This window comes from Burkholderia sp. ABCPW 111, from assembly GCF_000773065.1.
GTDB classification, from domain to species: Bacteria; Pseudomonadota; Gammaproteobacteria; order Burkholderiales; family Burkholderiaceae; genus Burkholderia; species Burkholderia savannae.
The window spans coordinates 37318-63898 of record NZ_JPWT01000056.1; the positions used below are offsets into that span (position 1 = coordinate 37318).

The window sequence follows — 26581 nt, forward strand, 5'->3', positions numbered from 1 at the left end:
TTCGGATTCTGGTTTGTGAAGAATGGCCGGTGCGGCGGGAAACGCTTGCCGGCGGCTTTCGTCGCCCGTACGACCCCGCTCGGCCGGGCGAGGCGGGCTTTTCCGCCTCCAGGCGGAACGTCAGCTTCGTCATGCGGCTTTAAGGAATGTCAGGCGATTCGAAAGATTGCTCAATATACTTGATGGATTAACGTAAAGGAATCAAAAAAAATTTGATGGGAAGTGGTTTTTCGATTCCTTCTTCTAATTCCGTTTTTGGAATGTTTAATCCTCAAATAAAGCTAATTGAGTATTCGTAGTGCGCGGCCGGAAGGCGCGGAAAGTCGATCGAAGGACTACGAAAGATGAGCGTTGCGCATCGGGGGCGGCGCGGGCGGTTCGGCGGTCGTCGAGCCGCCGCTGGTTACAATGGCCGCTCCCGTGTCTTGCCCCGAGGAGTTGCCGTCGATGCATGCCTTGCACCGTTCCCACTCGTTCGTTGGTCGATTGTTCGCCGCATTCGTCGTGCTGCTCGCGCTCGGCGGCTGCGCGGCGTTGACCGCGCGTGATCCGGTGCGCGTGAGCGTCGTCGGTATCGAGCCGCTCGTCGGGCAGGGGCTCGAAATGCGCTTCGACGTGAAGCTGCGGCTCCAGAATCCGAACGATGCGCCGATCGACTACGACGGCGTCGCGCTCGATCTCGAGCTGAACGGCAGGCCGTTCGCGAGCGGCGTGAGCGACGTGCGCGGGACGGTGCCGCGTTTCGGCGAACAGGTGCTGAGCGTGCCCGTCACGGTGTCCGCGTTTGCGGCCGCGCGGCAGGCGTTCGGGCTCGCTGACGTGACGGAATCGGGCAAGCTGCCCTACGTGCTGCGCGGCAAGCTCGCCGGTGGAATGTTCGGCAGCGTGCGTTTCACCGATTCGGGCACGCTCGCCTTGCCCGCATCGTCGGGCGGTTACGGGCGCGGCTATTGAAATTGGATGCGAAGTGCGAGAGTCGCGGGCGATTGAGCGCGGGCACGCATCGATTGCCGTGCGCGTGAGAGTTCGTCCGCCGTTCGAGGCCGCCGCAATGCAAGCGCGCGAGTAGTGCGCGCGCTGTTTCGGCAGCGTTGTCCCGATCGGCCGACGTGCGGCGCGCAGCGCGCCGCGAGACGCATCTTACGCAGCCAGTCGTATTGCATGCCCGTATCACGTGATGCGACGTGCCGCGCGCATGCGTCTTCGAACGCGACGCGTCATGGGCCCGCCGATCGATCGCATCGACCGGCTCGCTGCGTGCGGTGCCGCACGGAAAGTGCGCGCGCGGCGCGCTACGTTAGCGTGACGAGGCGGCGATGCCGCTCGGCGCGCTTGTGTGCGTCGGGTTCGCGCGCGTCGCCGTTTTGCGCGCAGCGCCAGCCGTACGATCTATCCTGCCATGTCCGATTCCACCAGCCCGAGCCGCTTCGCGCATGTCGATGCGATGCGCGCCGTCGCCGTGCTGTTCGTCATGTGGACGCACTACGCGGAGCTCTTCGACAAGCTCGCAGGCTCGCAGCACGTGCTCGACGCGGTGCAGCGTTCGGTGAACTTCGGGCGCATCGGCGTCGTCATCTTCTTCTGCATCAGCGGGATGCTGATTCCGACGAGCCTGCGAGGCGCGCCTGCGGAGGGCACGCGCCGCTTCGTCGTGCGTCGCTTTTTCCGGCTCTATCCGGCGTTCTGGCTGTCGCTGCCGCTCGGCTATCTCGTGTACTGGCTATTGTTCGGGCTGCGAATGGAGGCGTCCGGCCTGCTCGCGAACGTGACGATGATTCCGACGGCGTTCGGCAGCGATCCGGTGATGGGGCATTACTGGACGCTCGAAACCGAGCTGTATTTCTACGTACTGTGCGTGCTGCTGTTCAGCATCGGCGCACTGCATCGCATGCGCGACCTTTGCGCGGTGTGCGCGGGGCTGTGCGTGCTCTTCGTCGTCACGTCGGCGCTGCGGATCGTTCCGGCAAGCGCGCTCGGCCAGTACAAGGGGATGCTCTTTCACCTCGCGATCATGTTCTGGGGCGCGTGCTTCCGGCAAGCGTACGAGACGCCGTCGAAGACGTTCGACCTGATGCGCGGCCGCTTGCCGGTCTCGTATCGCGCGGCGACGATCGCGCTCGGCCTGCTCATCGTCGCGATCTCGCTGCTGATGGCGGCGGCGAACTGGCGACACCGCGATTTCGTGCACATGTCCGCATCGTTCGGCTACGTGCTCGGCATCGCGATTTTCGTTGCGCTCGCAACGGTATTGAAGATTCGCCTGCGGTTCTTCGCGTGGCTCGGCGAGATCAGCTACTCCATCTATCTGCTGCACGGCATTCCGCTGTATCTGTTGCTGTGGGTGTGCGAACGATACGGAATCACGGACCAGCCGCTCGGCGTGTACATGGCCTTGCCGATTCTGCCGGCGATCGCGCTGTCGTGGGCGAGCTATCGATTCTGCGAGGCGCCGTTCGTGCGCTTCGCGCATGCGTTGACGCCGAAGCGCCGCGCCGAAGCCATGACGGCGAAGGTCTGAGCGGCGAAGGTCTGAGAAAAGGGGCGCTGCGAGCGACGCGCGTTGCTCGCCTTCGTCGATCGCCGCGCCGATTGTCGACGCACAACGGCGTCGCGATCCGCCGCCGCGCGCCCGATGCATTTTGCCGGCCGGCGCAAAGCGCGGTACTGTGTCGTCCGCGGCGCGTCGCGCCGCCCATCGACTCAACGATTTCCGATTCCTCGTGACCGCTTTTCCCGAATTCCAATGGACCGACGCCGACGGCGTCGAGCACGCCGTTCGCTGGCGCTCCGAAGCCGGCTCGCCGCCGCCGCGCCGCGCGGTCGCGGCCGACGATCGCATGACGGCCGATGCCGCCTACCGCCTCGCGTGCGAAGGCACGGCGCTCGTCTGGCAGGGCGACTTCCAGAACGCGCGCCAGTTGCTGCAGGCGCTCGCGCGCCGCATCGATCGCAAGCCGAAGAAGGCGAAGCCCGCGGCGACGCCCGTCGATGCGTTCAATCTCCACCGGATGGCGCAGGCGCAGCGCGCGCGCACGCTCGGGATGCTGCTGATCCTGCTCGAAGCCGACTATTCGATCGCGCTGCGACGTGCGCCGGATCTGCGGGCCGCATGCGAAGAAGCCTATGGCGCGGCGGGCGGCGAGCGCTCGATCGCGTCGCTGCGCGAGCTGCTCGGCATCGTCGGCGCGCACGAATGGCGCAAGAAGGGCGTGCCGCTCGCCGCGCTCGGCGGCGAGCGGATTCATCCGCACTACGGCGTGTTTTCGCCCGTGCGGGGCGAATACGTGGATCTCGTCGCGCGTGCGCCGCTGCCGTCGACGTCGCTCGCGTTCGACATCGGCGTCGGCACTGGCGTGCTCGCCGCGGTGCTCGCGTCGCGCGGCGTCGAGCGCGTGGTCGCGACCGATCAGGACGCGCGCGCGCGCGCCTGCGCGGCGGAGAACGTCGCGCGGCTCGGCTACGCGTCGCGCATCGAGATCGTCGAAGCCGATCTGTTTCCCGACGGGCGCGCGCCGCTCGTCGTCTGCAATCCGCCGTGGCTGCCCGCGCGGCCGAGCTCGCCGCTCGAATACGCGGTCTACGATCCGGACAGCCGGATGCTGAAAGGCTTTCTCGCGGGGCTCGCCGCGCATCTTTCGCCGGGCGGCGAAGGCTGGCTGATCCTGTCGGATTTCGCCGAGCATCTCGGCCTGCGCACGCGCGACGAACTGCTCGGCTGGATCGACGCGGCGGGCCTGAGCGTCGTCGGCCGCGACGACATCAAACCGGTGCATCCGAAGGCGTCGGACCCCGCCGATCCGCTGCATCGTGCGCGTGCGGCCGAGACGACGTCGCTCTGGCGTCTCGCCGCATGCGGCTGAGCCGGCCGGCGCGCGCGGCTCGGCACGAGGGGCGAGGCGGCCGGTTTTCGGTAAACTGTGACACTTCCACGCACGCTTTGATGCCGTCTGCCGCCGCCTGACTTCGGTCCTGAACGGCAGCCGGCCTGTCTCCCGATGTCGACCAAGACTTACGAAATCCGCCCGAACCAGTCGATCGAACTGCTGAAGGAACTGCACATCCTGACGCGCGACGGCAAGATGAATCAGGACAGCCGCCGCAAGCTGAAGCAGGTTTATCACCTGTTCCAGTTCATCGAGCCGCTTCTCTCGGACGTGGCGCGGGAAAAGGGCGGCGTGACGCTCGTCGATCACGGCGCGGGCAAGTCGTATCTCGGCTTCATCCTGTACGACCTGTTCTTCAAGGAGCGTCCGCTCGCCGGCTCGCACGTCTACGGCATCGAAACGCGCGAGGCGCTCGTCGCGCGCTCGACCGAGCTCGCCGCGCGGCTCGGCTTCGGCGGGATGTCGTTCCTGAATCTGTCGGTTGCCGATTCGATCACGTCGCCGCAACTGCCGGAAACGGTCGACATCGTCACCGCGCTGCACGCATGCGACACCGCGACCGACGACGCGATCCGCTTCGCGCTCGCCAAGCACGCGCGGCACATCGTGCTCGTGCCGTGCTGCCAGGCGGAAGTCGCGGGCGTGCTGCGCAAGAGCAAGGGGAAATCGCTCGCGAACGCGCTGACGGAAGTGTGGCGGCATCCGCTGCACACGCGCGAGTTCGGCAGCCAGATCACCAACGTGCTGCGCTGCCTGCAACTCGAGGCGCACGGCTATCAGGTGAGCGTGACCGAGCTCGTCGGCTGGGAGCATTCGATGAAGAACGAGCTCATCATCGCGCAATACAAGAACCTGCCGCAACGCAAGCCGGGCGAGCGGCTCGGCGAGATCCTCGACATGTTCGGGCTCGCGGAGCTGCGCGAGCGCTTCTTCGCGCCCGCCGCGCAGGCGGCCGCCGGCGCGAGCGCAAAGCCGGACGCCGCCGAATCCGAGCCGCGCGCGTGATCTTCGCCGCGTGACGCGGCGCTCGCGGCGTGCGGGGCGAGCGCACGGTGCGCCGGCGTTTCGCGCCGCATCGCGCTACTTCGCTTCTTTGTTCCCTTCGTTCTCTTCGTTCCCTTCGTCTGCGTCGCGCCGGGCCATCCAGTCGCGCCAGCCCGCATGGCCGAGGCGGCGCATCGTCGCCTGATTGCGTTCGTAGATGTCGGCCGCGTCCGGGAACGCGTCGGCGGCGCGTTCGATGCTCGCCTCGCGCAGCAGGTGCAGGATCGGATACGGCGCGCGATTCGTGTAGTTCTCGATGTCGTCGGGCCCGGCGCCGTCGAACTGATAGCGCGGGTGGAAGCTCGCGATCTGCAGCGTGCCTTCGAGCCGCAGTTGCTGAAGCAGGCGATCGGCGAACCAGAGCGCGTCGTTGTAGTCGAGAAAGTCGTCGAACGTGTTCGGAAAGATCACGAGCGTCGTGTCGATTTCGTCCGGATCGGCGGCCTCGAGGCGCCGCAGCTCGCTTTCGAGATCGGTCAGCGCCGCTTCCAGCGACGCCGCGCGGCTGATCGCATAGCGAATCTGCCGCTTCACGTGCACGCCCTTCGCGAACGGGCACAGATTGAGCCCGATCACCGCGCGCGTGAGCCAGTGGCGCGTGGCGGCGAGGATGTCGGCGTCGGGCGGAGAGACTTCGATCATGGCGGAAACGGCGTGGCGGTCAAGCCGCGATTGTAGCGGGCGCGGGCGGGGCGCGATGCGTCGGCGCCGCCGGCCGCATCGATCGGCTGCGAAGCGGCGATTGCGCGAAGATCGTCGCGCGTCGCGCGTGCGCCTGCCGTGCGCGCCGCCGCATCATGCGCACGCCGCGTCGATCAACTGCCGCGCGGCGCGCGGCGCGCCGCCGATCGGCGATGCGCCCGGCCGGTACGTCTGGCTCGCCGCGTAAATGCCTTCGATCAGCAGCGCGAGCGCGTCGGCGAGCGCCTGCGGCTCGCGCGCGCCCGCGGCTTCAGAAAGCGCGACAAGCCGCGCCATCAGCCGGCCCTTGTTGTCGGCGACCGCGAGCCGCGCCGGGTGCTCGAGATTCGAAAACTCGGTCGCGACGTTGAGGAACGGGCAGCCGCGATAGCCGGGCTGCGACGCGCGCTGCGCGAGGTCGTCGAAATACTGGACGAGCTGCGCCTTCGGATCGCCCGGATGCTTCGCGGCGCTTGCGTCGAAGCGCTCGAAGAAGCATGTGTCCATCCGGTCGAGGTACGCGAGCACGAGCTCGTCCTTCGACGCGAACTGCCGGTAGAGGCTCATCTTGTTGACGCCCGCGCGCTCGACGACCGCCTCGACGCCCACCGCGCGAATCCCTTCCTGATAGAACAGCTCTTGCGCTGCGCGCAGCAGGTGCTGCTGCGCTTCCGAACCCGCCATCTGCGTGCTGCGTGTGCGACGGGCGGCCGGCTTGGCGGCCTTGGCGACGATGGTGGTCATGCTCGATCCCGACTACGAAAATTGAATGCTTGACATGTTACCGATCGGTCACTAGGATCGCAACGACTTGTGACCGACTGGTAACAAAGATCGGCGCGATTTCCCCTCAACCTCCGGCATGCCGATGCGATCGGCGGCGTGCCGCGTCAGGAGCGATTCGAATGAACTGGGCGGCAAAGCGGATAGGCGGGCGTTTCCATTACGGCTGGCTTGCGGCGGCGGTGGTGTTCCTCGTCCTGCTTGCGGCGGCGGGCACGCGCGCGACGCCGAGCGTGCTGATGGTGCCGCTCGAGCACGAATTCGGCTGGAGCCGCGCGGCGATCTCGCTCGCGATCTCCGTGAACATCGCGCTCTACGGGCTCATCGGGCCGTTCGCGGCGGCCGCGATGCAGCGCTTCGGCGTGCGTCCAACGATCCTCGCCGCGCTCGCCGTGATGGGCGCGGGCGTCGCGCTGTCGTCGACGATGACGGCGACGTGGCAGATGGTGCTGATCTGGGGCGTGCTGGTCGGCGGCGCGACGGGCGTCGCGGCGCTCACGCTGTCGGCGACGTTCGTCACGCGCTGGTTCGTCGCGCGGCGCGGCCTCGTGATGGGGCTGTTGACCGCGAGTTCCGCGACGGGGCAGCTCGTGTTCCTGCCGATGCTCGCGGCGATCGCGCAGCGTCACGGCTGGCGGCCCGTCGTGCTGACGGTCGCGATTGCGGTGGCCATCGCGGTGCCGCTCGTCGCGCTGCTGTTGCCCGAGCGGCCGTCCGACGTCGGGCTGCGCCCGTACGGCGAGCCGGCCGGCGCGCCGCGCGCGGACGACGGCGCGAAGCGCAACCCGATCGCGGTCGCGTTCGGCACGCTCGCGACGGCGTCGAAGACGCGCGACTTCTGGCTGCTGTTCTTCAGCTTCTTCATCTGCGGTGCGAGCACGAACGGCTACGTCGGCACGCACCTGATCGCGATGTGCAGCGACTACGGGATGACGGAGGTGCAGGGCGCGTCGCTGCTCGCGGCGATGGGCGTGTTCGACCTGATCGGCACGACGATGTCCGGCTGGCTGTCCGACCGCTATGACAGCCGCATGCTGCTGTTCTGGTACTACGGCCTGCGCGGGCTGTCGCTGATCTATCTGCCGCACGCGTTCGGCATCGACTTTTTCGGGCTGCCGCTCTTCGCGGTGTTCTACGGGCTCGACTGGATCGCGACCGTGCCGCCCACGGTGCGCCTCGCGACCGACGTGTACGGCAAGGACGCGGCGCCCGTCGTGTTCGGCTGGATCGTGGCGGGCCACCAGCTCGGCGCGGCGTTCGCGGCGCTCGGCGCGGGCATGCTGCGCGCGAGCCTCGGCACGTACACGGTTGCGTCGATGATTTCGGGCGGGCTGTGCATCGTCGGCTCGCTGATCGTGCTGCGGATCAATCGCGGGACGGCGCGGGTGTCGGCGAGCGCGGCGTGAACGGCCGGGCGGCGGCGGATGCCCGACATGTTCTTCGGCGTGCCCGGCGTGCCCGGTTTGTCGACGGTCCGACGCCGTTTCGGCGGCCGAGCGGCCGCGCCCGGCGCCCCTTTGCGCAAGCGTCGATTTGCATTTGCGCGCGCGACCCGGCAAGTTCATCGACAAGCGGTTATGCTGGCGTTTCTTTTTCCGGGCGACCGAGCCCTTTTTTCAAATTGGTGAGGAAACGCATGTCCGTCAAACCCGCTCCCACTTCCGTTTCGATCCACGATCTGATCGCCGGCCGCTGGAGCCCGCGCGCCTATTCGAGCGAACCCGTCAGCGCCGAGCATGTGCATGCGGTGCTCGAGGCCGCGCGCTGGGCGCCGTCCGCGTACAACGCGCAGCCGTGGCGCTTCATCGTGTTCGACCGCAGCAAGGACGAGGTCGCGTTCAAGCGAGCATTCGCGACGCTCGTGCCGTTCAACCAGGGCTGGAACGCGCCCGCGCCGGTGCTGATCGCGGTGACCGCGCACACGCTGACGTCGAAGGGCGAGCCGAGCCCGACGGCGCTCTACGACGCGGGCGCCGCCGCGATGTCGCTCGTGCTGCAGGCGCATGCGCTCGGCCTCGCCGCGCACCAGATGAGCGGCTTCGACGCGAAGGCGTTCCGCGACGCGTTCGCGATCCCCGCCGACGTCGAGCCGCTCGCGATCATCTCGATCGGTCACTACGGCGATGCCGACAAGCTCGATCCGGTGCTGCGCGAGCGCGAGCGCGCGCCGCGCACGCGTCATCCGATCGGCGAAGTCATCTACGAGCACGCGTGGCAAAAGCCGTTCTCGTCGGCGGCGTGACGTAGCGGAACGCGTATCGGGCGCGTGCGGCGTGCGCAGCGGCCCGGCTGTGCGCGTCGTGCGTTGCCGATGCGGGGCGGCCGCGTTCGGCGGCGGTCATGACCGGCGGCGGGCGTATTCGCGGCGGGCGTGCCGCGCCGCGGCCCGTGACGGCGGAAGCCGGCGCCGATGTGGCTGGCGGCTTCGGGGCGGCCGATGCGGTGAAGCGGCCGTCGAGCGGCGCGGCAACTTGTTGCGCGCCACGGTTTCGCGCCGCGATCGCCCCGCGGAGGCCGCTGCGCCGATGTCGGGGCAATCCCAGTGGGGCGATTCGGGGCCGGCGGCGGCGCCACGCGCCGCATTTGTCCGATTCCGAGTCCCGATCCGGCTGCGGCCGAGCGCGCGTTTCGCTTTGCGTCCGGGTCCGTCCGGGTCTGAACGGGAAGCCGCCTTCGATTCCGGCGAGCCGCGCGCACGAACGCCGGAACACGGGCTTCCCTCTCTCGCCGCCGCGCGCGTCCGCGCCTGCCCGCCGGCGTCGGGCGCATCGTCCCGCCGCATGCCCCCTGCATCCGGCCGCGCCCCGGTTGTGACGCGCGGCGGTTTCGTGATAAAAAGCCGGTCCTTCCGTTTTCGCACCGCCATCCGGCGGCCCGCCCCATGACTTACTGCGCGATCGACTTCGGCACGTCTAATTCCGCGGTCGCTTTGCCGCGCGACGGCGGCGCGGCCGGGATGCGGCTCGCCCCCGTCGAGGGCGAGCATCTGACGCTGCCTACCGCCATCTTCTTCAACACCGACGAAGGCAACCGGGAATACGGCCGCTCGGCGCTCGCGTCGTACATCGACGGCTTCGACGGCCGCCTGATGCGCTCGATGAAGAGCATCCTCGGCTCGCCGCTCGCGGAAACGACGACCGATCTCGGCGACGGCTCCGCGATCGCGTACACCGACGTCATCGCGCTCTTCCTGATGCATCTGAAGCACAAGGCCGAGGCGTGCGCGGGCGGCGCGATCGGCCGCGCGGTGCTCGGCCGTCCGGTGTTTTTCGTCGACGACGATCCGCGCGCCGACCGCCTCGCGCAGCAGCAGCTCGAGGCGGCCGCGCACGCGGTGGGGCTCGCCGACGTGCAGTTCCAGTACGAGCCGATCGCCGCCGCGTTCGACTACGAATCGCGGCAGGACGCCGAGCGGCTCGTGCTCGTCGCCGATATCGGCGGCGGCACGTCGGATTTCTCGCTCGTGCGCGTCGGCCCCGAGCGGATGCGCCGGCTCGAGCGCAAGGACGACGTGCTCGCGCATCATGGCGTGCACGTCGCGGGCACCGATTACGATCGGCGCGTCGAGCTGACGGCGGTGCTGTCCGCGTTCGGCTACCGCGCGCTCGATCCGGAAGGCCGCGAACTGCCGAACCGGATCTATTTCGATCTCGCGACCTGGCACCTGATCAACACCGTCTACACGCCGAAGCGGGTGGGCGAGCTCAAGCTGATGAAGCATTTGTATGCGGATGCGCGCCATTTCGAGCGCCTGCTGCGCGTCGTCGAGCGGCGGCTCGGCCACGCGCTCGCCGCGCGCGCGGAGGAGGCGAAGATCGGCGTGTCGGCGGGCGGCGAGACGATGATCGATCTGAACGACGTCGAAGAGGATCTGCTGATCGCGTTCGACGCGGACCAACTGATCGACGCGAGCCGCGACGAGACTACGCGAATCGTCGACGCCGCGCGCGAGACGGTGCGGCTCGCGGGGATATCGCCGCACGACGTCGGCGCGCTGTACTTCACGGGCGGCTCGACAGGGCTCGCGTTCCTGTCCGGCGCGCTCGCGGCGGCCTTCCCGGACGCGCAGCCCGTGTACGGCGACCGCCTCGCGAGCGTCGCGACGGGGCTCGGCATCCACGCGCAGCGCGTGTATGGCGGCTGACGCGGCTCGCCGGCGCGCGTTCGACGTCGGGCGTCTCGAGCGCTGAGCGCGCGGCGGGCGTTCGAGCGACCAAAAACGCCGGAACGCCCCGAACACCGCGCGGGCGCGCGTGTCGCGCTGCCCGCAGGCGCGCCGGACACGCCGGCGAGCCGGACAAATAAAAAGCCCCGCCTGAGCGGGGCTTTTTACTGTGCTGCGAAATCTCGTGCTGCGCTTACAGCGGCTTGATGTTCGCTGCTTGCAGACCCTTCGGGCCGGTCTTCACTTCGAATTCGACCTTCTGGTTTTCTTGCAGCGTCTTGAAGCCTTCGGTGCGGATTTCCGAGAAATGCGCGAAGAGATCCTCGCCACCGCCTTCCGGCGTGATGAAACCAAAACCCTTAGCGTCGTTGAACCACTTGACGGTACCGGTTGCCATAACTTGTTCCTAAAAATGTAAAACAGGGCCAAAGCCCGGGGAGCGCATGAAAATCAAGGAAGGGGTAATGGGACCAACCGGAGTACCGTTGATGGGCGAACTACGAAAGAACCTATTCACTCGCCGCTTGAAATCCTGCCCCATCGTTTATACGACTATTCGATTCGGCGGTCAATCCTCTTCCATCATGTCTCAGGGTTATTGCCTAGTAAACGAGACATTAGAGCTTACAAAGCTTGCCATTGTCATGAATTTTTTGTAGGCGCGATCGATTTTTTGCGTCCATCGACCGGTGCAACCGTTAAACTACGCGCCGCGCGCGGATGGGTTGCTCCCGATCGGGCAACCTGTCCCCCAAGAATGCATGCGCGGTGCCGTCCGGCTCGATCCCTGGCGGCGCCGACCTTGCTTGTTGAGACATAGGAGAGGTTGTGAAGAGTTCTATTCAACGGAACATCGGCCCGTTCGCCTTGATGCTGACCGGGCTGGGATCGATCATCGGATCGGGCTGGCTGTTCGGCGCGTGGAAAGCCGCCAAGATCGCCGGGCCGGCCGCCATCTGCGCGTGGATCATCGGCGCGGTCGTGATTCTCGCCATTGCGCTCACCTACGCCGAACTCGGCGCGATGTTCCCCGAATCGGGCGGCATGGTTCGCTATGCGCGCTACTCGCACGGCTCGCTCGTCGGCTTCATCAGCGCGTGGGCGAACTGGATCGCGATCGTCTCGGTGATTCCGATCGAGGCCGAGGCGTCGATCCAGTACATGAGCACCTGGCCGTATGCGTGGGCGCACGCGCTGTTCGTCAACGGCGAACTCACGACACCGGGGCTGCTGTTGTCCGCCGTCCTCGTGGTCGTCTACTTCCTGCTCAACTACTGGGGCGTGAAGCTCTTCGCGCGCGCGAACACCGCGATCACGATCTTCAAGTTCCTGATTCCCGGCGTCACGATCCTCGGCCTGATGCTGTCGAGCTTCCACGGCGAGAACCTCGGCACGTCGGGCGGCTCGTCGAGCTTCGCGCCGTACGGCTGGTCGGCCGTGCTGACCGCGGTCGCGACGAGCGGCATCGTGTTCGCGTTCAACGGCTTCCAAAGCCCCGTGAATCTCGCCGGCGAAGCGCGCAATCCGTCGCGCAGCGTGCCGTTCGCGGTGATCTCGTCGATCCTGATCGCGCTCGTGATCTACGTGCTGCTGCAAGTCGCGTACATCGGCGCGGTGAATCCGGCCGACGTCGCGAAGGGCTGGGCGCACTTCAACTTCGCTTCGCCGTTCGCGGAGCTCGCGATCGCGCTGAACCTGAACTGGCTCGCGATCCTGCTGTATGTCGACGCGTTCGTGAGCCCGAGCGGCACCGGCACGACCTACATGGCGACGACGACCCGCATGATCTACGCGATGGAGCGCAACAACACGATGCCGAAGATCTTCGGCAGCGTGCATCCGCTCTACGGCGTGCCGCGCCCCGCGATGTGGTTCAACCTGTTCGTGTCGTTCATCTTCCTGTTCTTCTTCCGCGGCTGGAGCTCGCTCGCGGCGGTGATCTCGGTCGCGACCGTGATCTCGTACCTGACGGGCCCGATCAGCCTGATGGCGCTGCGCCGCGCGGCGACGGACCTCGAGCGTCCGCTGTCGATTCCCGGCATGAAGCTGATCGCGCCGTTCGCGTTCGTGTGCGCGTCGCTGATCCTGTACTGGGCGAAGTGGCCGCTGACGGGTGAGATCATCCTGCTGATGGTCGTCGCGCTGCCCGTCTACTTCTATTTCCAGGGCAAGTCCGGCTGGAGCGGCTGGGGCCGCGACCTGAAGGCCGCGTGGTGGCTCGTCGCGTACCTGCCGACGATGGCCGTGCTCTCGCTTATCGGCAGCAAGGAGTTCGGCGGCCGCAATGTGCTGCCGTACGGCTGGGACATGCTGGTCGTCGCGGCGATCTCGCTCGTGTTCTACTACTGGGGCGTGAACACCGGCTATCGCACCGAATATCTCGACGAGCGCGAATCGCGCGACGAGATCCTCGAAGGAGTCGGCGCGTAATCGCACCGTCCGCCGCCCGCGATCGGCGGCGGCGGATGCCGGATCGCTTGCGCGAAGCCCGCCTGGGGTGCCCCGGGCGGGCTTCGTCGTTTACGGGCGATTCTCGGAGCGCCGCAGCCCGCAAGCCCGAGCTTTCCGGAACGCCGGAATTCGGCGCCGCGCCCGTCAGGCCGCCGAGTCGAACACGTAATTCGTCATCGCGAGCATGCGCTGGTACGTGCCGAGCGACTGGATGCGCAATCGGTAATCGTCGTCCGCCGCGCCGAGCGCCGCGAACACGGGCAGCAGGTGCTCGTCGGTCGGATGCATCAGCGCCGCGTGCGGCGCCTGGCGGCGGTAGTCGAGCAGCGCGTCGACGTCGCGCGCGGCGAGCTTCTCCTCGAACCAGCCGGTGAATTCGGCGACGCGCGGGTCCGCGTCCTCGGGCGCGGCCGAGAAATCCGCCGCCCGCAGGTTGTGCGTGATCTGGCCCGAGCCGATCACCATCACGCCTTCGTCGCGCAGCGACCGCAGCGCGCGACCGACGCGAAAGTGGTGCGCCGCGTCGGCGCGCGGCTGGATCGACAACTGCGCGACCGGCACGTCGGCGTCCGGGAACATCAGCAGCATCGGCACCCACGCGCCGTGGTCGAGGCCGTGCGGCGTGGCCGCGGTCTCGATGCCCGCGTCGCCGAGCAGCGAGGCTGCGCGGGCGGCGACGTCGGGCGCGCCGGGCGCCGGATAGCGGATCTCGTAGAGTGCGCGCGGAAAGCCGTAGAAATCGTGGATCGTGTCGGGCCGCTCGGCCGTGCTGACGACGGGCTGCTGCGTGAGCCAGTGCGCGGACAACATCAGCACCGCGCGCGGGCGCGGCAGCTCGCCGCCGAGCGTGGTGAATGCGCCCGACGGCAGCGTCGGATCGATCGGCAGCGTCGGGGCGCCGTGCGACAGGTAGAGGGACGGAAGGCGGTTCATGGCGATCGGGACTTCTGCGAAGTGATATTGCCTACGACTATAGGCTCGCACCGTTCATTGATAAATATGAAAAACGGATTTGATTGTGTATTGAGTGTTGTTAATCGCGGGAGGCGATAACGCGGTGGCCAGTGGCGGCGAGTGGTCGCGACGCCGCGACGCGGGATTGCGCGCCAATGAGCGCGATGGGCGCAACAGGCGCGGCGCGCGCCCGCTTGATGCGCCGACGCGGAAAAGCGTCGCCGGGCCGGCCTCCGCGCCCGACGTCAACCGGGCTCGCGCAACCCCTGCCACGGCGCCGTGCGCGGCGCGCCGAGCGCGAACATGTCGAGCACGCGCGCGACCGTGTGGTCGACCATGTCGCCGATCGTCTTCGGCATCGCATAGAACGCGGGCAGCGGCGGAAAGATCACGCCGCCCATTTCGGTGACGGCCGTCATGTTGCGCAGATGCGCGAGGTTGAACGGCGTCTCGCGCACGAGCAGCACGAGGCGGCGGCGCTCCTTGAGCGTGACGTCGGCGGCGCGGGTGATGAGATTGTCGGACAGGCCGTGCGCGATGCTCGCGAGCGTTCTCATCGAGCATGGCGCGACGACCATGCCGTCGGTCGCGAACGAGCCGGACGCGATGCTCGCGCCGACGTCGCGCACCGAATGGACGACGTCGGCGCGCGCCAGGACGTCGTCCTTCGGCAGTTGCAGCTCGTGTTGGATGTTGAGCCAGCCGGCGCTCGAGATCAGCAGGTGCGTCTCGACGCCGCCCGACGCGCGCAGCATGTCGAGCATGCGCACGCCGTAGATCGCGCCGGTGGCGCCCGTGATCGCGATGATCAGGCGTCGCGGCGGCGCCGGACGAGGCTCCATCGAAGGGGATGGGTCAGGCGGTGAAGAGCTGCTGCAGCTCGCCCGACTGGTACATCTCCATCATGATGTCCGAGCCGCCGACGAATTCGCCCTTCACGTAGAGCTGCGGGATCGTCGGCCAGTTCGAGAATTCCTTGATGCCCTGGCGGATCTCTTCGTCTTCGAGGACGTTGACCGTCTTGAACTGGTCGACGCCGCACGCCTTCAGCACCTGGACGGCGCGGCCCGAAAAGCCGCACATCGGGAACTGCGCGGTGCCTTTCATGAAGAGCACGACCGGGTTTTCGTCGACGATTTGCTTGATGCGTTGTTGGGTGTCCATGAGTGACCTTGCTGTAGCGGGGCGTGAGAAGAGAAATGATACTGGATTTCATCTGGAGCGGCGGGCGCCGCCCGCGGCGTCAGCCGGGCAGGCGGCCGCCCGTGGCGCGCTCGATCGACGCGAGATCCGCGAGCGATTCGACGTCGGCGAAGCCCGCCGCGCCGAGGAGCGCGCGCACCGCGGCCGCCTGATCGTAACCGTGTTCGATCCACAGCGCGCCGCCCGGCGCGACGAACGCATGCGCACCCGCAACGATCGCGCGGATCGCGGCGAGCCCGTCGTCGTCGTCGGTGAGCGCGCCGCGCGGCTCGAAGCGCAGATCGCCCTCGGCGAGGTGCGGATCGTGCCGCGCGATGTACGGCGGGTTGCTGACCACGACGTGAAAGCGCAGGCCGGGATCGAGCGCCGCGTACCAGTCGCTTTCGAGAAACTGCAGCGGGCCGCCCGGCCGCGCCGGATCGAGCAGCTTGCGCGCGTTGCGGCGCGCGACGTCGAGCGCCGCGGCCGAGCGGTCGAGCGCCCATACGCGCGCGTCGGGCCGCTCGGATGCGATCGACACCGCGATCGCGCCGCTGCCCGTGCCGAGATCGAGCACGCGCGGCGACGGCACGCCGTCGATCGCGTCGAGCGCGGTCTCGACGAGCAGCTCCGTTTCCGGGCGCGGGATCAGCACGTCCGGCGTCACGTCGAATTCGAGGCCGAAGAACTCGCGCGCGCCGGTGAGCTGCGCGACCGGCTCGCCCGCCGCGCGGCGCGCTTGCAGCGCGAGGTAGCGCTCGAGCGCGGCTGCGTCGAGCGGCTCGTCGGCGCGCGTGATCAGCTGCGTGCGGGTCCAGCCGAGCGCGTGCGCGAGCAGGGCCCGCGCGTCGACCGCGTCGAGCGGCGACGTGCGCAGCAGCTCGGCGGCGGTGGCGGGCGTGGGCTTCGTCGTGGTCATCGTGCGCGCTTGGCGGGCCGCGTCATTCGGCGTCGCCGAGCGACGCGAGCAGCTCGGCCTGATGCTCGCTGACGAGCGCGGCGATCAGCTCGTCGAGATCGCCGTCCATGATCTGCTCGAGCTTGTACAGCGTCAGGTTGATCCGGTGATCGGTCATCCGGCCCTGCGGGAAGTTGTACGTGCGGATTCGCTCGGAGCGGTCGCCCGAGCCGATCAGGCTCTTGCGCGTGGCCGCTTCCTTCGCGTGCTGCTCGTGATACTGCTTGTCCTTGATTCGCGCGGCGAGCACCTTCAGCGCGCGGTCCTTGTTCTTGTGCTGCGAGCGGTCGTCCTGGCATTCGACGACGATCCCCGTCGGGATGTGCGTGACGCGCACCGCCGAATCGGTCTTGTTGATGTGCTGGCCGCCCGCGCCCGACGCGCGGAAGGTGTCGATCCGCAGGTCGGCGGGATTGATCTCGACTTCGCCGATCTCGTCGGCTTCCGGCATCACCGCGACCGTGCACGCGGACGTGTGGATGCGGCCCTGCGTCTCGGTCGCCGGCACGCGCTGCACGCGGTGGCCGCCCGATTCGAACTTCAGGCGCGAGTACGCGCCGTAGCCCGCGATCCGCACGATCACTTCCTTGTAGCCGCCAAGATCCGACGCGCTTTCCGACATCATCTCGACCTGCCAGCGCTGCCGCTCCGCGTAGCGCAGGTACATCCGCAGCAGATCGCCCGCGAACAGCGCCGATTCGTCGCCGCCCGTGCCCGCGCGGATTTCGACGAAGATGTTGCGCTCGTCGTTCGGGTCCTTCGGCAGCAGCATCGTCTGCAGTTCGCTCGCGAGGCGGCCCATCCGCTCGCGCGCGCCGCGCAGCTCGTCCTCGGCGAAGTCGCGCATCGACGCGTCGCCGAGCAGCTCCTGCGCGGCGAGCTCGTCGGCGCGCGCCTGGCGCCACTGCGCGTAATGCTCGACGACGGGGCCGATTTCCGCGTGCTCGCGCGTCAGCTTGCGGTACTGGTCGAGGTCCGCGGTGACGTTCTCGCGGCTCAACAGGTCGTTCAGTTCGGCCAGCCGGGTTGTGAGCTGGTCGAGCTTGCTTTGCATGCTCGTCTTCATGGTGCGGAGCGACGCTCCCGGGGAAGAGTTCGAAAGGGGAAGGAGGGGACGGACTGGCAGGCGCCGCTAACGGCCCGACGAGTCCGACGAGCGGGGCGCGTGCTGGTAGAAGCCGCGCATCAGCTCGATCAGCGAATCGCGATCGGCGCCGTTCGCGCGGTTCAGCGCGCTCGTCGGGCCGTGGATCAGCTTGTTGGTGAGCGCCTGCGACAGCGCGTCGAGCACGGCGGCCGGATCGTCGCCGCGCGCGAGCATCTTCTGCGCACGCTCGACTTCCGCGCGGCGCAGCGCGTCGGCCTGCGTGTGCATGTGGCGGATCACGGGCACGATGCTGCGCGCGTCGAGCCACTGCATGAAATTCTGCACGCGCGTCTCGATGATCGCCTCGGCCTGCGCGACGGCCGCCTGCCGCGACGCGTTGCCTTCGCGAACGATCGCGCCGAGATCGTCGACCGTGTAGAGGAACACGTCCTTCAGCTCGCCGACTTCGGGCTCGATGTCGCGCGGCACCGCGAGGTCGACCATGAAGATCGGCCGGTGGCGGCGCGCCTTCACCGCGCGCTCGACGGCGCCGAGGCCGATGATCGGCAGCGTCGACGCGGTGCACGACACGATGATGTCGAACTCGTGCATCCGCGCGGGCAGGTCGGCGAGCGGCATCGCGCGGCCGCCGAAGCGCTCGGCGAGCTTCGCGCCGCGCTCGGCGGTGCGGTTCGCGACGACGAGCTCGCGCGGGCCTTGCGCGGCGAAGTGCGTCGCGCAGAGCTCGATCATCTCGCCCGCGCCGATGAACAGCACGCGCTGCTGCGCCACTTGCTCGAAGATCCGCTGCGCGAGCCGCACGGCCGCGGCCGCCATCGACACCGACTGCGCGCCGATCTCGGTCGTCCCGCGCACTTCCTTCGCGACCGCGAACGTGCGCTGGAACAGCTGGTTCAGGTAGGTGCCGAGCGAGCCGGCCTCGGACGCGGTGCGCACCGCGTTCTTCATCTGGCCGAGGATCTGGGTTTCGCCGAGCACCATCGAATCGAGCCCCGACGCGACGCGGAACGCGTGGCGCACCGCCTCGGACTGCGGCAGCGCGTACACGTGCGGCGCGAGCTCGTCGGCGGGAATCCGGTGATAGTCGGACATCCAGCGGATCGCGGCGTCGCGCGCCGCGCGATCGTCGGTCGCGCAGTACAGCTCGGTGCGGTTGCAGGTCGACAGGATCGCCGCTTCGGGCGAATTCGGCGCCGGGTGGCCGAGGAGGACGCTCTTGAACGTCGCGAGTGCAGGCTTGATCTGTTCGAGCGGAAACGCCACGCGTTCGCGCAGGGCGACAGGCGCAGTGTGGTGGTTGATTCCGATCGTGAGGAGCTGCATGTCCAAGAGGCTATCGTTTAGTCCCATATTATAGCGTTTTGACGGCAAATCCATGGCCGGCATGCGCGGCGACCCATTTCCGCGGGCCGCGCGGCCCGCGCGCCGTCTTCGCGTCCGCGCGGCGGGCACGGCGAACCGCGCCCGCCGCGCTCGGCCGGGGCCGCGCCTGCCCGCCGCAGGCGGGCGAAACCGCGGTCGCGGCGGCGAATCGTCTGCCGGGCGCGACGTCATGCCGCGCCTTTTTGAAAAGCGACCCCGAAACGGTGCGAAAATGATGGTCTGCGAAACGGGGGCGCCGCTGCGGCGGCGCGCGGCGCGGGATCGAACGAGCGGCTCGGCGCGTCGGCGCCGCCGCAACGAGCGGTGCCGCGATCAGGCCGGATCGCATCGGACGTTGTTCCGTCGTCGCGTCGTGCGGGCGGCCTGCACGGCGGGTGGGCGGCGGTCGTTTCGTGCGCCGCCGCGCCGCCGGCCGTCGATGGCGCGAAGCATGGCGTTTGCCGCGCCGCTCGTGCCGATGGGGCGAGTCCGACAGCAGAAGAGGCGTTGAATGAACTGGTTTGGAATCGTCGTGCTTGGCTTTGCCGTCGGCTTGCTCGGCTGGGCGCTCAACCCGCTGCGCCGCCTGAGTCGCGCGTCGCTGTGGCTCGCCGTCGCGGCGGGCCTGCTGGGCGCCGCGGCCGCGAAGATGGCCGGCAATGTGACAGGACTCTTTTACGACGGCGAGACGCTCGAATGGCCGGTTTGTACGGCCGCCGCGCTTCTCGCCGTTGCCGTGACGGTGGGCCTTCTGGCCCGCCGCTGAACGTTTGCAGGTGAAATCATGAATGCCCGACTCCCCGACCCGTCGCCCGTGCCGGCGCGTCTTGCCCTGCTGCGCGGCGCGATGGCGCGCGAGGATCTGGCCGCCTACGTGGTGCCGTCCGCCGACCCCCATTTGTCCGAGTATTTGCCCGAGCGCTGGCAGGCGCGGCAATGGCTGTCGGGCTTCACCGGCTCGGTGGGCACGCTTGTCGTGACCGCCGATTTCGCCGGCCTCTGGCTCGACAGCCGCTACTGGGTGCAGGCCGAAGCGCAGCTCGCCGGCACGGGCGTCGAGCTGATGAAGATGATGGGCGGCCAGCAGACGCAGCCGCACGTCGAGTGGCTCGCCGAGCACGTGCCCGAGGGCACGACGGTCGGCGTCGACGGCGCGGTGCTCGGCGTCGCGGCGGCGCGCGCGTTGACCTCGGCGCTCACGCCGCGCGGCATCGTGCTGCGCACCGATCTCGATTTGCTCGACGCGATCTGGCCGCAGCGCCCGTCGCTGCCCGCCGACGCGGTGTTCGAGCACGCGGCGCCGCAGGCCGACACGGCGCGCGCGGGCAAGCTCGCGCAGGTGCGCCGCGCGATGCAGGAGCAGGGCGCGCAGTGGCACTTCGTCTCGACGCTCGACGATCTCGCGTGGCTCTTCAATCTGCGCGGCGCAGACGTGAACTACAACCCGGTGTTCGTCGCGCACGCGCTCGTCGGCCTCGAGCGCGCGACGCTCTTCGTCGCCGACGGCAAGGTGTCGGCCGAACTCGCGACGTCGCTCGCGCGGGACGGCGTGGACGTGCAGCCGTACGACGCGGCGGCCGCGGCGCTCGCCGCGCTGCCGGAGGGCGCGGGGCTTCTGATCGATCCGCGCCGCGTCACGTACGGGCTGCTGCAGGCGGTGCCGCAGCAGGTGCGCGTGATCGAGGCGGTGAATCCGTCGACGTTCGCGAAGTCGCGCAAGACGCCCGCCGAGATCGAGCACGTGCGCGCGACGATGGAGCTCGACGGCGCGGCGCTCGCCGAGTTCTTCGCGTGGTTCGAAGGCGCGCTCGGCCGCGAGACGATCACCGAGCTGACGATCGACGAACAGCTCACCGCCGCGCGCGAGCGCCGGCCGGGCTACGTGTCGCCGAGCTTCGCGACGATCGCGGGCTTCAACGCGAACGGCGCGATGCCGCACTACCGCGCGACGCGTGCCGCGCACGCGACGATCGAAGGCGACGGCCTGCTGCTGATCGATTCGGGCGGCCAGTATCTGAGCGGGACGACCGACATCACGCGGGTCGTGCCCGTCGGCGCGATCGGCGACGCGCACCGGCGCGATTTCACGATCGTGCTGAAGGCGATGATGGCGCTGTCGCGCGCGCGCTTTCCGCGCGGCATTCGCTCGCCGATGCTCGACGCGATCGCGCGCGCGCCGATGTGGGCGGCCGGGCTCGACTACGGGCACGGCACGGGGCACGGCGTCGGCTATTTCCTGAACGTGCACGAGGGGCCGCAGGTGATTTCGCACTACGCGCCCGCGGAGCCGTACACGGCGATGGAAGAGGGGATGATCACGTCGATCGAGCCGGGCGTGTACCGGCCGCAGAAGTGGGGCGTGCGGATCGAGAACCTCGTCGTGAACCGCACGGCGGGGCAGACCGAATTCGGCGACTTCCTTGAATTCGAGACGCTGACGCTCTGCCCGATCGACACGCGCTGCGTGCTGCCCGCGCTCCTCGACGACCACGAGCACGCGTGGCTGAATGCGTACCATGCGGCGGTGCGCGAGCGGGTCGGCAAGCACGTGTCGGGCGACGCGAAGGCGTGGCTCGACGCGCGCACGCAGCCGATCTGACGCGCGCGGCGCTTGATGCCGGCCGATGGGGCCGGCGGCTGGCAGTTGAAAACCGGCGATGAGCGATCCGCAACCGGCGGCCGGCAACGAGCGCCCCGCAACCGGCGGCCGGCACGATCGAACGACAACGACGGAGGGCGACGGATGGCGAACGTAGCGGTGATCGTGGTCGACATGCAGCGCGGGCTGCTGCAGCGGGCGAATCCCGCGCATCGGCTGGACGAGGTCGTCGCGGGCATCAACCGGCTGACGGCGGCGGCGCGCGCGGCGGGCGCGCCCGTGTGCTTCGTGCAGCACGACGGCGACGCGGCCGACGACATCGTGCCCGACACGCCCGGCTGGCGGCTGCACGCGGAGCTCGTGTGCGCGGATGCCGACTGGCGGGTCCGCAAGCGCGAAAGCGATGCGTTCCACGACACGCCGCTCGCCGCGCAGCTCGACGCGCACGGGATCGACGCGGTCGTGATTTGCGGTTACGCATCGGAGTTCTGCGTCGATTCGGCGGCGCGCCGCGCGGCGCTCCTCGGCTACCGGACGACGGTCGTCTCCGATCTGCACACGACGAACGATCGGGCGCACCTGAGCGCGGCGCAGGTCATCGCGCATCACAATTTCATCTGGCGCAACTGCACGTTCTCGGGCAACGGCGTCGCGCCGCGGCCGCTCGACGATGTGCTCGTCACGGAGTTCGCATGACCATCAAGGCAGTCGTGTTCGATTTCGGCGGCGTGCTGATCGACTGGAGCCCCGAGTATCTGTATAAGCAGTTGATTCCCGACGAAGCCGAGCGGCGCTGGTTTCTCACGCACGTATGCGGGATGGACTGGGTCATCAAGCAGGACGGCGGCCAGACGCTCGAAGAGGCGACCGCGGAGCGCGTCGCGCAGTTTCCCGAGCACGAGGCGCTGATCCGCGCGTTCTACGCGCGCTGGCACGAGATGATCGGCGGCGTGCTCGCGGGCGGCGCCGCGCTCGTCGACAGGCTCGATGCGCGCGGCATGCCGCTTTTCGGCCTCACGAACTGGTCCGCGCAGACGTTTCCGTACGCGTGGGAGAACTTTCCGGTGCTGCGGCGCTTCACGGACATCGTCGTGTCTGGGCGCGTGAAGCTCGTGAAGCCCGATCCGGCGATCTACCGCGAGATGCGCGCGCGGATCGAGCCGCATCTGCCGGGCGTCGCGCCGCACGAGCTCGTCTTCATCGACGACAACGCGAAGAACGCGGCGGCCGCGACCGCGCTCGGCTGGCACGGGATTCACCATACGAGCGCCGGGACGACGGAGGCGCGGCTGCGCGAGCTGGGCGTGCTCGGCTGACGAAGCGACGGCGTGGCGGCGTGGCGGTTCGGGCCGCTGCCGCGGCGGGCTGTTGCGCGTGGGCGCCGTCGGCGGGCGCGTCGGCGATGCGCATGAAAAAACGGGCGACGTGAATTGCACCTCAAAAAGGTCGATCGCTGATCGAACCTTCGGGTTGCAATTCACGTCGCCCGTTTTTTTGTTCGGCGATGTGTCGCGTTGCGCGCGATACGGCGCGCGCGTCGTGGCGTCGTTCCGTTGCGCATTGCACGCCGGCCGTTGCCGCGGCGTTCGCCGCTCGCCGGCCGCGGGAGCGTTCGCCGCCCGCGCGGCGTCGATCCCCGCGGGCGGCGAACGCGTTCGCGCGCCGTTCGTTACCGGCTGATCGGCCTGTAGCGCAGGCGCTTCGGCTTCGCCGCTTCTTCGCCGAGACGCGCGCGCTTGTCGGCCTCGTACTCCTGGTAGTTGCCGTCGAAGAACGTGACCTGCGAATCGCCTTCGAACGCGAGGATGTGCGTCGCGATCCGGTCGAGGAACCAGCGGTCGTGCGAGATCACCATCACCGAGCCCGCGAATTCGAGCAGTGCGTCTTCGAGCGCGCGCAGCGTTTCGACGTCGAGGTCGTTCGACGGCTCGTCGAGCAGCAGCATGTTGCCGCCCGAGATCAGCGTCTTCGCGAGGTGCAGGCGGCCGCGCTCGCCGCCCGACAGGTTGCCGACGATCTTCTGCTGGTCGCCGCCCTTGAAGTTGAAGCGGCCGATGTACGCGCGCGACGGCGTTTCGTACTTGCCCACCGTCAGCACGTCGGCGCCGCCCGAGATTTCCTCGAACACCGTCTTCGAGCCGTCGAGCGCGTCGCGGCTCTGGTCGACGTACGCGAGCTTCACGGTCGGCCCCATCACGACTTCGCCCGAATCCGGCTGCTCCTTGCCCGTCAGCATCCGGAACAGCGTCGACTTGCCGGCGCCGTTCGGCCCGATGATGCCGACGATCGCGCCGGCCGGGATCTTGAAGCTCAGGTTGTCGATCAGCAGGCGATCGCCGTACGCCTTGCTGACGTTCTTGAACTCGATCACTTCGTTGCCGAGGCGGTCGCCGACCGGAATGAAGATTTCCTGCGTCTCGTTGCGCTTCTGGTATTCCTGGCTGTTCAGCTCCTCGAAGCGCGCGATGCGCGCCTTCGACTTCGCCTGGCGGCCCTTCGGGTTCTGGCGCACCCACTCCAGTTCCTTCTTGATCGCCTTCTGGCGCGCCGATTCCGACGCCTCTTCCTGCTTCAGGCGGTCTTCCTTCTGGTCGAGCCAGCTGCTGTAGTTGCCCTTCCACGGAATGCCGTGGCCGCGGTCGAGCTCGAGAATCCATTCGGCCGCGTTGTCGAGGAAGTAGCGATCGTGCGTGACCGCGACGACGGTGCCCGGGAAGCGCGTGAGGAACTGCTCGAGCCAGTCGACCGATTCGGCGTCGAGGTGGTTGGTCGGCTCATCGAGCAGCAGCATGTCGGGTTTTTCGAGCAGCAGCTTGCAGAGCGCGACGCGGCGCTTCTCGCCGCCCGACAGGTGCTCGATCTTCGCGTCCCACGGCGGTAGGCGCAGCGCGTCGGCCGCGACTTCGAGCTGCTGCTCGGGGCTGCCGCCGTCGCTCGCGGCGAGGATCGCCTCGTATTTCGCCTGCTCGGCGGCGAGCGCGTCGAAGTCGGCGTCCGGCTCGGCATAGGCCGCGTAGATCTCGTCGAGCTTCTTGTGCGCCTGGAACAGGTCGCCCAGGCCTTCCTCGACCGCTTCGCGCACGGTCTTGGTCGGATCGAGCTGCGGCTCCTGCGGCAGGTAGCCGATGTTCAGGTTCGGCATCGGCGTGGCTTCGCCTTCGATGTCCTTGTCGACGCCCGCCATGATCTTGATCAGCGTCGACTTGCCCGAGCCGTTCAGGCCGAGCACGCCGATCTTCGCGCCGGGGAAGAACGACAGCGAGATGTCCTTCAGAATCTGGCGCTTGGGCGGCACGATCTTGCCGACCCGGTTCATCGTGAAAACGTATTGGGCCATCTGCGTGATTGAAAGAGTGGAAGTAGTTCACGCGGCCGCGCGCCGGCTGGCGGCAGGCGGCGGCGTGTGCGATTCGGTTCGGTTCGTGGAAGCGGCCGCGGCGCGTGCCGGCGGTGCCGCCGCAGCTGCGCGGCGCGAACCGCCATTGTACTTCGACGCGGTGCGCTCGCGCGCCGGGCGCGCTTTGGGGCCGCTTCAATCGGGCGCGGGGAGCGCGGCGGCGGCGCGCACGCGCGACGCCTTGCGGCGACGCCGGTGTGATGCGCGAGCGGCGGCGCCATGCGCGGCGGGCGGCTGAATCGGCGTCGAAGTCGGCGTCGAAGGCGAAGGCAAAGGCAAAGGCAGTGCCCATGTCGGCACCGGTGTCGAGAAGATGCGTTGCGGCTGCCGGGCGCTGCCATGATGTCGCCCGTCGCGGATGCGGCGCGTCGAGCGTGCATCGCGGAGCACGATACCGATTCCGCGATGCTCGGACAGCGCCTCGACCGGTTTGCGACGTCGCGCCGCCGCCTAGAGCCAGGCGGCGACGCCGCCGTGCCCCGAGCACGTGCCGCGTCGATGCCGGCTGAAGCTGTATGCGCCGTCGCGACAACGGGCCGTCGCACCTTCGGGGGCGCGGCCCGATTTCGAATGCGCGGGCGCGTGCACGGTTTCTCCGTCGCGGTTTCGGTACGTGTCGTGGCGGTCGAGGTCGGCTTCGCCGCCGACGGCGGGTGCGCTCGGCGAATAAGTGAAGGCGGGGGCGAAGGCGGGGGCGAGCGCAAGCGCCGCGATCGTCAGCGCGACAGCGATGCGCCGCGCCGCGTGCGGCAGCGGATTGAACATGGTCTCTCTCGATTGTCGTTGTCGATGGTGGCCGATGGCCCGACGGCATCTTAACCGCGGCGAAGCGCTGAAGAAAATCCGCCGCGCATCGTCAGATCAAGAGGGGGAGGCATTTTGATGGGGGAAGCAAGCCGATGAGTCGATTGATCAGCTGGATGGGATGGCGGGCGGCGCTCGCGGGCGTCACCATCGGGCTCGCCGCGTGCGCGGGCGGCGGGCCGATCGGCGAAGCGCCCGCGGCGCTGCCGCTCGTCGTCGCGCACCGCGGCGGCACGGGCGACGCGCCGGAGAACACGCTCGAGGCGATTCGCGAGGCCGTGGCGAATCGCGCGGACGCGATCTGGCTGACCGTTCAACTGAGCCGCGACGGCATCCCGGTGCTGTACCGGCCCGCCGATCTGTCGGCGCTCACGCAGTCGAGCGGCCCGGTCGCCCGGTACACCGCCGCGCAGCTCGCCCGGATGAACGCCGGCTGGAATTTCCGCGACGCGAGCGGGCGCTATCCGTATCGCGCCCGTCCGGCCGGCATTCCGACGCTGCGCGACGCGCTGCGCGCGATTGCGCCCGCGCTGCCCGTCGTGCTCGACATGAAGGCGTTGCCCGCCGGGCCGCAGGCGAAGGCGGTCGCGGACGTGCTGACGAGCGAGGCCGCATGGCCGCGCGTGACGATCTATTCGACCGACGCGGCTTACCAGGCGGCGTTCGTGTCGTATCCGCAGGCGCGGCTCTTCGAGTCGCGCGATGCGACGCGAGCGCGGCTCGTGAGCGTGCTGCTCGGCGGCGCGTGCGAAGGCGCGCCGCAAGCGCCCAGTGCGCCCGGCGCGCCCGGCGCGCCCGTGTGGACCGGTTTCGAGATGCACCGGAAATTGACGGTGACCGAGCGCTTCACGTTGGGCGAAGGCGTATCGGACGTGACGGCGACGCTATGGACGCCAGCGACCGTCGCGTGCTTCAGGCGGCGTGCGAACGCGCGCATTCTCGCGATCGCTGTGAACGACGCCGACGACTATCGTGCAGCGGCGTGCCTCGGGATCGATGCGGTGCTCGCGGATTCGCCGCGCAAGATGGCCGAGATCAAGTCGGCTCTGAAGGCGCGGCCTTTGCAGTGCGAGCGGGCGGCATCGCGATAGGCGAGTCGCCCGGCGGCCAGCGGCGCGCGGCTGGCCGCGGCGGGGGCACGCCGGATCGCTCGGTCGGGAGCGGGCCGTATCGCAATGTCGGCAAATGGGCGATTTCGTTGGGCGATTC

25 protein-coding genes are annotated in these 26581 nt (G+C 68.7%); 14 read left to right on the forward strand and 11 right to left on the reverse strand.

Annotated elements, in window-relative coordinates:
- Positions 1–447 precede the first annotated feature (447 nt).
- From X946_RS09790 to X946_RS09805, 4 genes are all read left to right on the forward strand, one after another.
- On the forward strand, positions 448–954 hold the full coding sequence (locus tag X946_RS09790) for an LEA type 2 family protein (protein ID WP_038746544.1): 507 nt from the start codon (positions 448–450) through the stop codon (positions 952–954).
- 445 nt (positions 955–1399) lie between these two features.
- Positions 1400–2518, forward strand: a complete 1119-nt coding sequence (locus tag X946_RS09795; RefSeq protein ID WP_038746426.1) for an acyltransferase family protein — start codon at positions 1400–1402, stop codon at positions 2516–2518.
- Positions 2519–2720: 202 nt separating this feature from the next.
- The gene (locus tag X946_RS09800; RefSeq protein WP_038746547.1) at positions 2721–3860 is read left to right on the forward strand and encodes a methyltransferase; all 1140 of its coding nucleotides are present in this window, start codon (positions 2721–2723) and stop codon (positions 3858–3860) included.
- Positions 3861–3995: 135 nt separating this feature from the next.
- Entirely contained in the window at positions 3996–4889 is an 894-nt protein-coding gene (locus tag X946_RS09805) for a class I SAM-dependent methyltransferase (protein ID WP_038746429.1), read from the forward strand.
- Positions 4890–4964: 75 nt separating this feature from the next.
- Here the strand turns inward: X946_RS09805 and X946_RS09810 are convergent, their stop codons facing one another.
- Complete coding sequence (locus X946_RS09810; protein WP_038746433.1) at positions 4965–5570, reverse strand: DUF1415 domain-containing protein; 606 nt, start codon at positions 5568–5570, stop codon at positions 4965–4967.
- A 153-nt stretch (positions 5571–5723) separates the two neighbouring features.
- Positions 5724–6353: a TetR/AcrR family transcriptional regulator gene (locus X946_RS09815; protein ID WP_038746436.1), complete on the reverse strand. Its 630-nt coding sequence runs from the start codon at positions 6351–6353 to the stop codon at positions 5724–5726.
- Positions 6354–6514: 161 nt separating this feature from the next.
- Here X946_RS09815 and X946_RS09820 point away from each other — a divergent pair, with 161 nt between their 5' ends.
- The 3 genes from X946_RS09820 (at position 6515) to X946_RS09830 (ending at position 10536) form a co-directional block, all read left to right on the forward strand.
- Positions 6515–7798, forward strand: a complete 1284-nt coding sequence (locus tag X946_RS09820) for an MFS transporter (RefSeq protein ID WP_038746439.1) — start codon at positions 6515–6517, stop codon at positions 7796–7798.
- 230 nt (positions 7799–8028) lie between these two features.
- A complete protein-coding gene (locus tag X946_RS09825) occupies positions 8029–8634 on the forward strand; it encodes a nitroreductase family protein (RefSeq protein ID WP_038746441.1) in 606 nt (201 codons plus the stop codon).
- Between the two features lie 639 nt (positions 8635–9273).
- On the forward strand, positions 9274–10536 hold the full coding sequence (locus X946_RS09830) for an Hsp70 family protein (RefSeq protein ID WP_038746445.1): 1263 nt from the start codon (positions 9274–9276) through the stop codon (positions 10534–10536).
- 214 nt (positions 10537–10750) lie between these two features.
- On the opposite strand, the gene X946_RS09835 is transcribed toward X946_RS09830, so the two are convergent.
- On the reverse strand, positions 10751–10954 hold the full coding sequence (locus tag X946_RS09835; RefSeq protein ID WP_038746448.1) for a cold-shock protein: 204 nt from the start codon (positions 10952–10954) through the stop codon (positions 10751–10753).
- 431 nt (positions 10955–11385) lie between these two features.
- Here X946_RS09835 and X946_RS09840 point away from each other — a divergent pair, with 431 nt between their 5' ends.
- Positions 11386–12987 carry an APC family permease gene (locus tag X946_RS09840; protein WP_038746450.1) on the forward strand — a complete coding sequence of 534 codons (1602 nt, stop codon included), beginning with the start codon at positions 11386–11388 and terminating at the stop codon, positions 12985–12987.
- 165 nt (positions 12988–13152) lie between these two features.
- Here the strand turns inward: X946_RS09840 and X946_RS09845 are convergent, their stop codons facing one another.
- The 6 genes from X946_RS09845 to hemA form a co-directional block, all read right to left on the reverse strand.
- Positions 13153–13941, reverse strand: coding sequence for a DODA-type extradiol aromatic ring-opening family dioxygenase (locus X946_RS09845; RefSeq protein WP_038746453.1), 789 nt, complete (start codon positions 13939–13941; stop codon positions 13153–13155).
- 266 nt (positions 13942–14207) lie between these two features.
- Positions 14208–14804 carry a UbiX family flavin prenyltransferase gene (locus X946_RS09850; RefSeq protein WP_038746456.1) on the reverse strand — a complete coding sequence of 199 codons (597 nt, stop codon included), beginning with the start codon at positions 14802–14804 and terminating at the stop codon, positions 14208–14210.
- Between the two features lie 13 nt (positions 14805–14817).
- A complete protein-coding gene (grxD, locus tag X946_RS09855; RefSeq protein WP_004186955.1) occupies positions 14818–15126 on the reverse strand; it encodes a Grx4 family monothiol glutaredoxin in 309 nt (102 codons plus the stop codon).
- Positions 15127–15205: 79 nt separating this feature from the next.
- Positions 15206–16063 carry a peptide chain release factor N(5)-glutamine methyltransferase gene (gene prmC, locus X946_RS09860; protein ID WP_038746459.1) on the reverse strand — a complete coding sequence of 286 codons (858 nt, stop codon included), beginning with the start codon at positions 16061–16063 and terminating at the stop codon, positions 15206–15208.
- A 22-nt stretch (positions 16064–16085) separates the two neighbouring features.
- On the reverse strand, positions 16086–17168 hold the full coding sequence (gene prfA / locus X946_RS09865) for a peptide chain release factor 1 (protein WP_038746461.1): 1083 nt from the start codon (positions 17166–17168) through the stop codon (positions 16086–16088).
- 66 nt (positions 17169–17234) lie between these two features.
- The gene (gene hemA / locus X946_RS09870; RefSeq protein WP_038746464.1) at positions 17235–18533 is read right to left on the reverse strand and encodes a glutamyl-tRNA reductase; all 1299 of its coding nucleotides are present in this window, start codon (positions 18531–18533) and stop codon (positions 17235–17237) included.
- Between the two features lie 550 nt (positions 18534–19083).
- On the opposite strand from hemA, the gene X946_RS09880 reads away from it, so the two are divergent.
- The 5 genes from X946_RS09880 (at position 19084) to X946_RS09900 (ending at position 22851) form a co-directional block, all read left to right on the forward strand.
- Positions 19084–19338 (forward strand): hypothetical protein, encoded by a 255-nt coding sequence (locus X946_RS09880; protein ID WP_038746469.1) that lies wholly within the window; start codon positions 19084–19086, stop codon positions 19336–19338.
- An 18-nt stretch (positions 19339–19356) separates the two neighbouring features.
- Positions 19357–21171, forward strand: a complete 1815-nt coding sequence (locus X946_RS09885; RefSeq protein ID WP_038746472.1) for an aminopeptidase P family protein — start codon at positions 19357–19359, stop codon at positions 21169–21171.
- 144 nt (positions 21172–21315) lie between these two features.
- A complete protein-coding gene (locus X946_RS09890; protein WP_038746475.1) occupies positions 21316–21867 on the forward strand; it encodes an isochorismatase family protein in 552 nt (183 codons plus the stop codon).
- Positions 21864–22487 carry an HAD family hydrolase gene (locus tag X946_RS09895; RefSeq protein ID WP_038746478.1) on the forward strand — a complete coding sequence of 208 codons (624 nt, stop codon included), beginning with the start codon at positions 21864–21866 and terminating at the stop codon, positions 22485–22487. Before X946_RS09890 ends, X946_RS09895 begins: the two co-directional genes overlap by 4 nt.
- Before the next feature lie 58 nt (positions 22488–22545).
- Positions 22546–22851 carry a hypothetical protein gene (locus X946_RS09900; RefSeq protein WP_152611672.1) on the forward strand — a complete coding sequence of 102 codons (306 nt, stop codon included), beginning with the start codon at positions 22546–22548 and terminating at the stop codon, positions 22849–22851.
- Here the strand turns inward: X946_RS09900 and ettA are convergent.
- A complete protein-coding gene (ettA, locus tag X946_RS09905; protein ID WP_038746484.1) occupies positions 22841–24508 on the reverse strand; it encodes an energy-dependent translational throttle protein EttA in 1668 nt (555 codons plus the stop codon). The genes X946_RS09900 and ettA overlap by 11 nt on opposite strands.
- A 510-nt stretch (positions 24509–25018) precedes the next feature.
- Positions 25019–25333 (reverse strand): DUF3761 domain-containing protein, encoded by a 315-nt coding sequence (locus X946_RS09910; RefSeq protein WP_038746487.1) that lies wholly within the window; start codon positions 25331–25333, stop codon positions 25019–25021.
- Between the two features lie 134 nt (positions 25334–25467).
- Here X946_RS09910 and X946_RS09915 point away from each other — a divergent pair, with 134 nt between their 5' ends.
- Positions 25468–26463, forward strand: a complete 996-nt coding sequence (locus X946_RS09915) for a glycerophosphodiester phosphodiesterase family protein (RefSeq protein WP_038746490.1) — start codon at positions 25468–25470, stop codon at positions 26461–26463.
- Positions 26464–26581: the final 118 nt, after the last annotated feature.

Coding starts and splice junctions, on each gene's coding strand:
- prmC (WP_038746459.1), bottom strand. CDS start 16,063: ATGACCACGACGAAGCCCACGCCCGCCACCGCCGCCGAGCTGCTGCGC.
- X946_RS09890 (WP_038746475.1), top strand. CDS start 21,316: ATGGCGAACGTAGCGGTGATCGTGGTCGACATGCAGCGCGGGCTGCTG.
- X946_RS09880 (WP_038746469.1), top strand. CDS start 19,084: ATGAACTGGTTTGGAATCGTCGTGCTTGGCTTTGCCGTCGGCTTGCTC.
- X946_RS09825 (WP_038746441.1), top strand. CDS start 8,029: ATGTCCGTCAAACCCGCTCCCACTTCCGTTTCGATCCACGATCTGATC.
- X946_RS09830 (WP_038746445.1), top strand. CDS start 9,274: ATGACTTACTGCGCGATCGACTTCGGCACGTCTAATTCCGCGGTCGCT.
- grxD (WP_004186955.1), bottom strand. CDS start 15,126: ATGGACACCCAACAACGCATCAAGCAAATCGTCGACGAAAACCCGGTC.
- X946_RS09915 (WP_038746490.1), top strand. CDS start 25,468: ATGAGTCGATTGATCAGCTGGATGGGATGGCGGGCGGCGCTCGCGGGC.
- prfA (WP_038746461.1), bottom strand. CDS start 17,168: ATGAAGACGAGCATGCAAAGCAAGCTCGACCAGCTCACAACCCGGCTG.
- X946_RS09835 (WP_038746448.1), bottom strand. CDS start 10,954: ATGGCAACCGGTACCGTCAAGTGGTTCAACGACGCTAAGGGTTTTGGT.
- X946_RS09795 (WP_038746426.1), top strand. CDS start 1,400: ATGTCCGATTCCACCAGCCCGAGCCGCTTCGCGCATGTCGATGCGATG.
- X946_RS09790 (WP_038746544.1), top strand. CDS start 448: ATGCATGCCTTGCACCGTTCCCACTCGTTCGTTGGTCGATTGTTCGCC.
- X946_RS09885 (WP_038746472.1), top strand. CDS start 19,357: ATGAATGCCCGACTCCCCGACCCGTCGCCCGTGCCGGCGCGTCTTGCC.
- X946_RS09910 (WP_038746487.1), bottom strand. CDS start 25,333: ATGTTCAATCCGCTGCCGCACGCGGCGCGGCGCATCGCTGTCGCGCTG.
- ettA (WP_038746484.1), bottom strand. CDS start 24,508: ATGGCCCAATACGTTTTCACGATGAACCGGGTCGGCAAGATCGTGCCG.
- X946_RS09815 (WP_038746436.1), bottom strand. CDS start 6,353: ATGACCACCATCGTCGCCAAGGCCGCCAAGCCGGCCGCCCGTCGCACA.
- hemA (WP_038746464.1), bottom strand. CDS start 18,533: ATGCAGCTCCTCACGATCGGAATCAACCACCACACTGCGCCTGTCGCC.
- X946_RS09845 (WP_038746453.1), bottom strand. CDS start 13,941: ATGAACCGCCTTCCGTCCCTCTACCTGTCGCACGGCGCCCCGACGCTG.
- X946_RS09820 (WP_038746439.1), top strand. CDS start 6,515: ATGAACTGGGCGGCAAAGCGGATAGGCGGGCGTTTCCATTACGGCTGG.
- X946_RS09895 (WP_038746478.1), top strand. CDS start 21,864: ATGACCATCAAGGCAGTCGTGTTCGATTTCGGCGGCGTGCTGATCGAC.
- X946_RS09810 (WP_038746433.1), bottom strand. CDS start 5,570: ATGATCGAAGTCTCTCCGCCCGACGCCGACATCCTCGCCGCCACGCGC.
- X946_RS09850 (WP_038746456.1), bottom strand. CDS start 14,804: ATGGAGCCTCGTCCGGCGCCGCCGCGACGCCTGATCATCGCGATCACG.
- X946_RS09805 (WP_038746429.1), top strand. CDS start 3,996: ATGTCGACCAAGACTTACGAAATCCGCCCGAACCAGTCGATCGAACTG.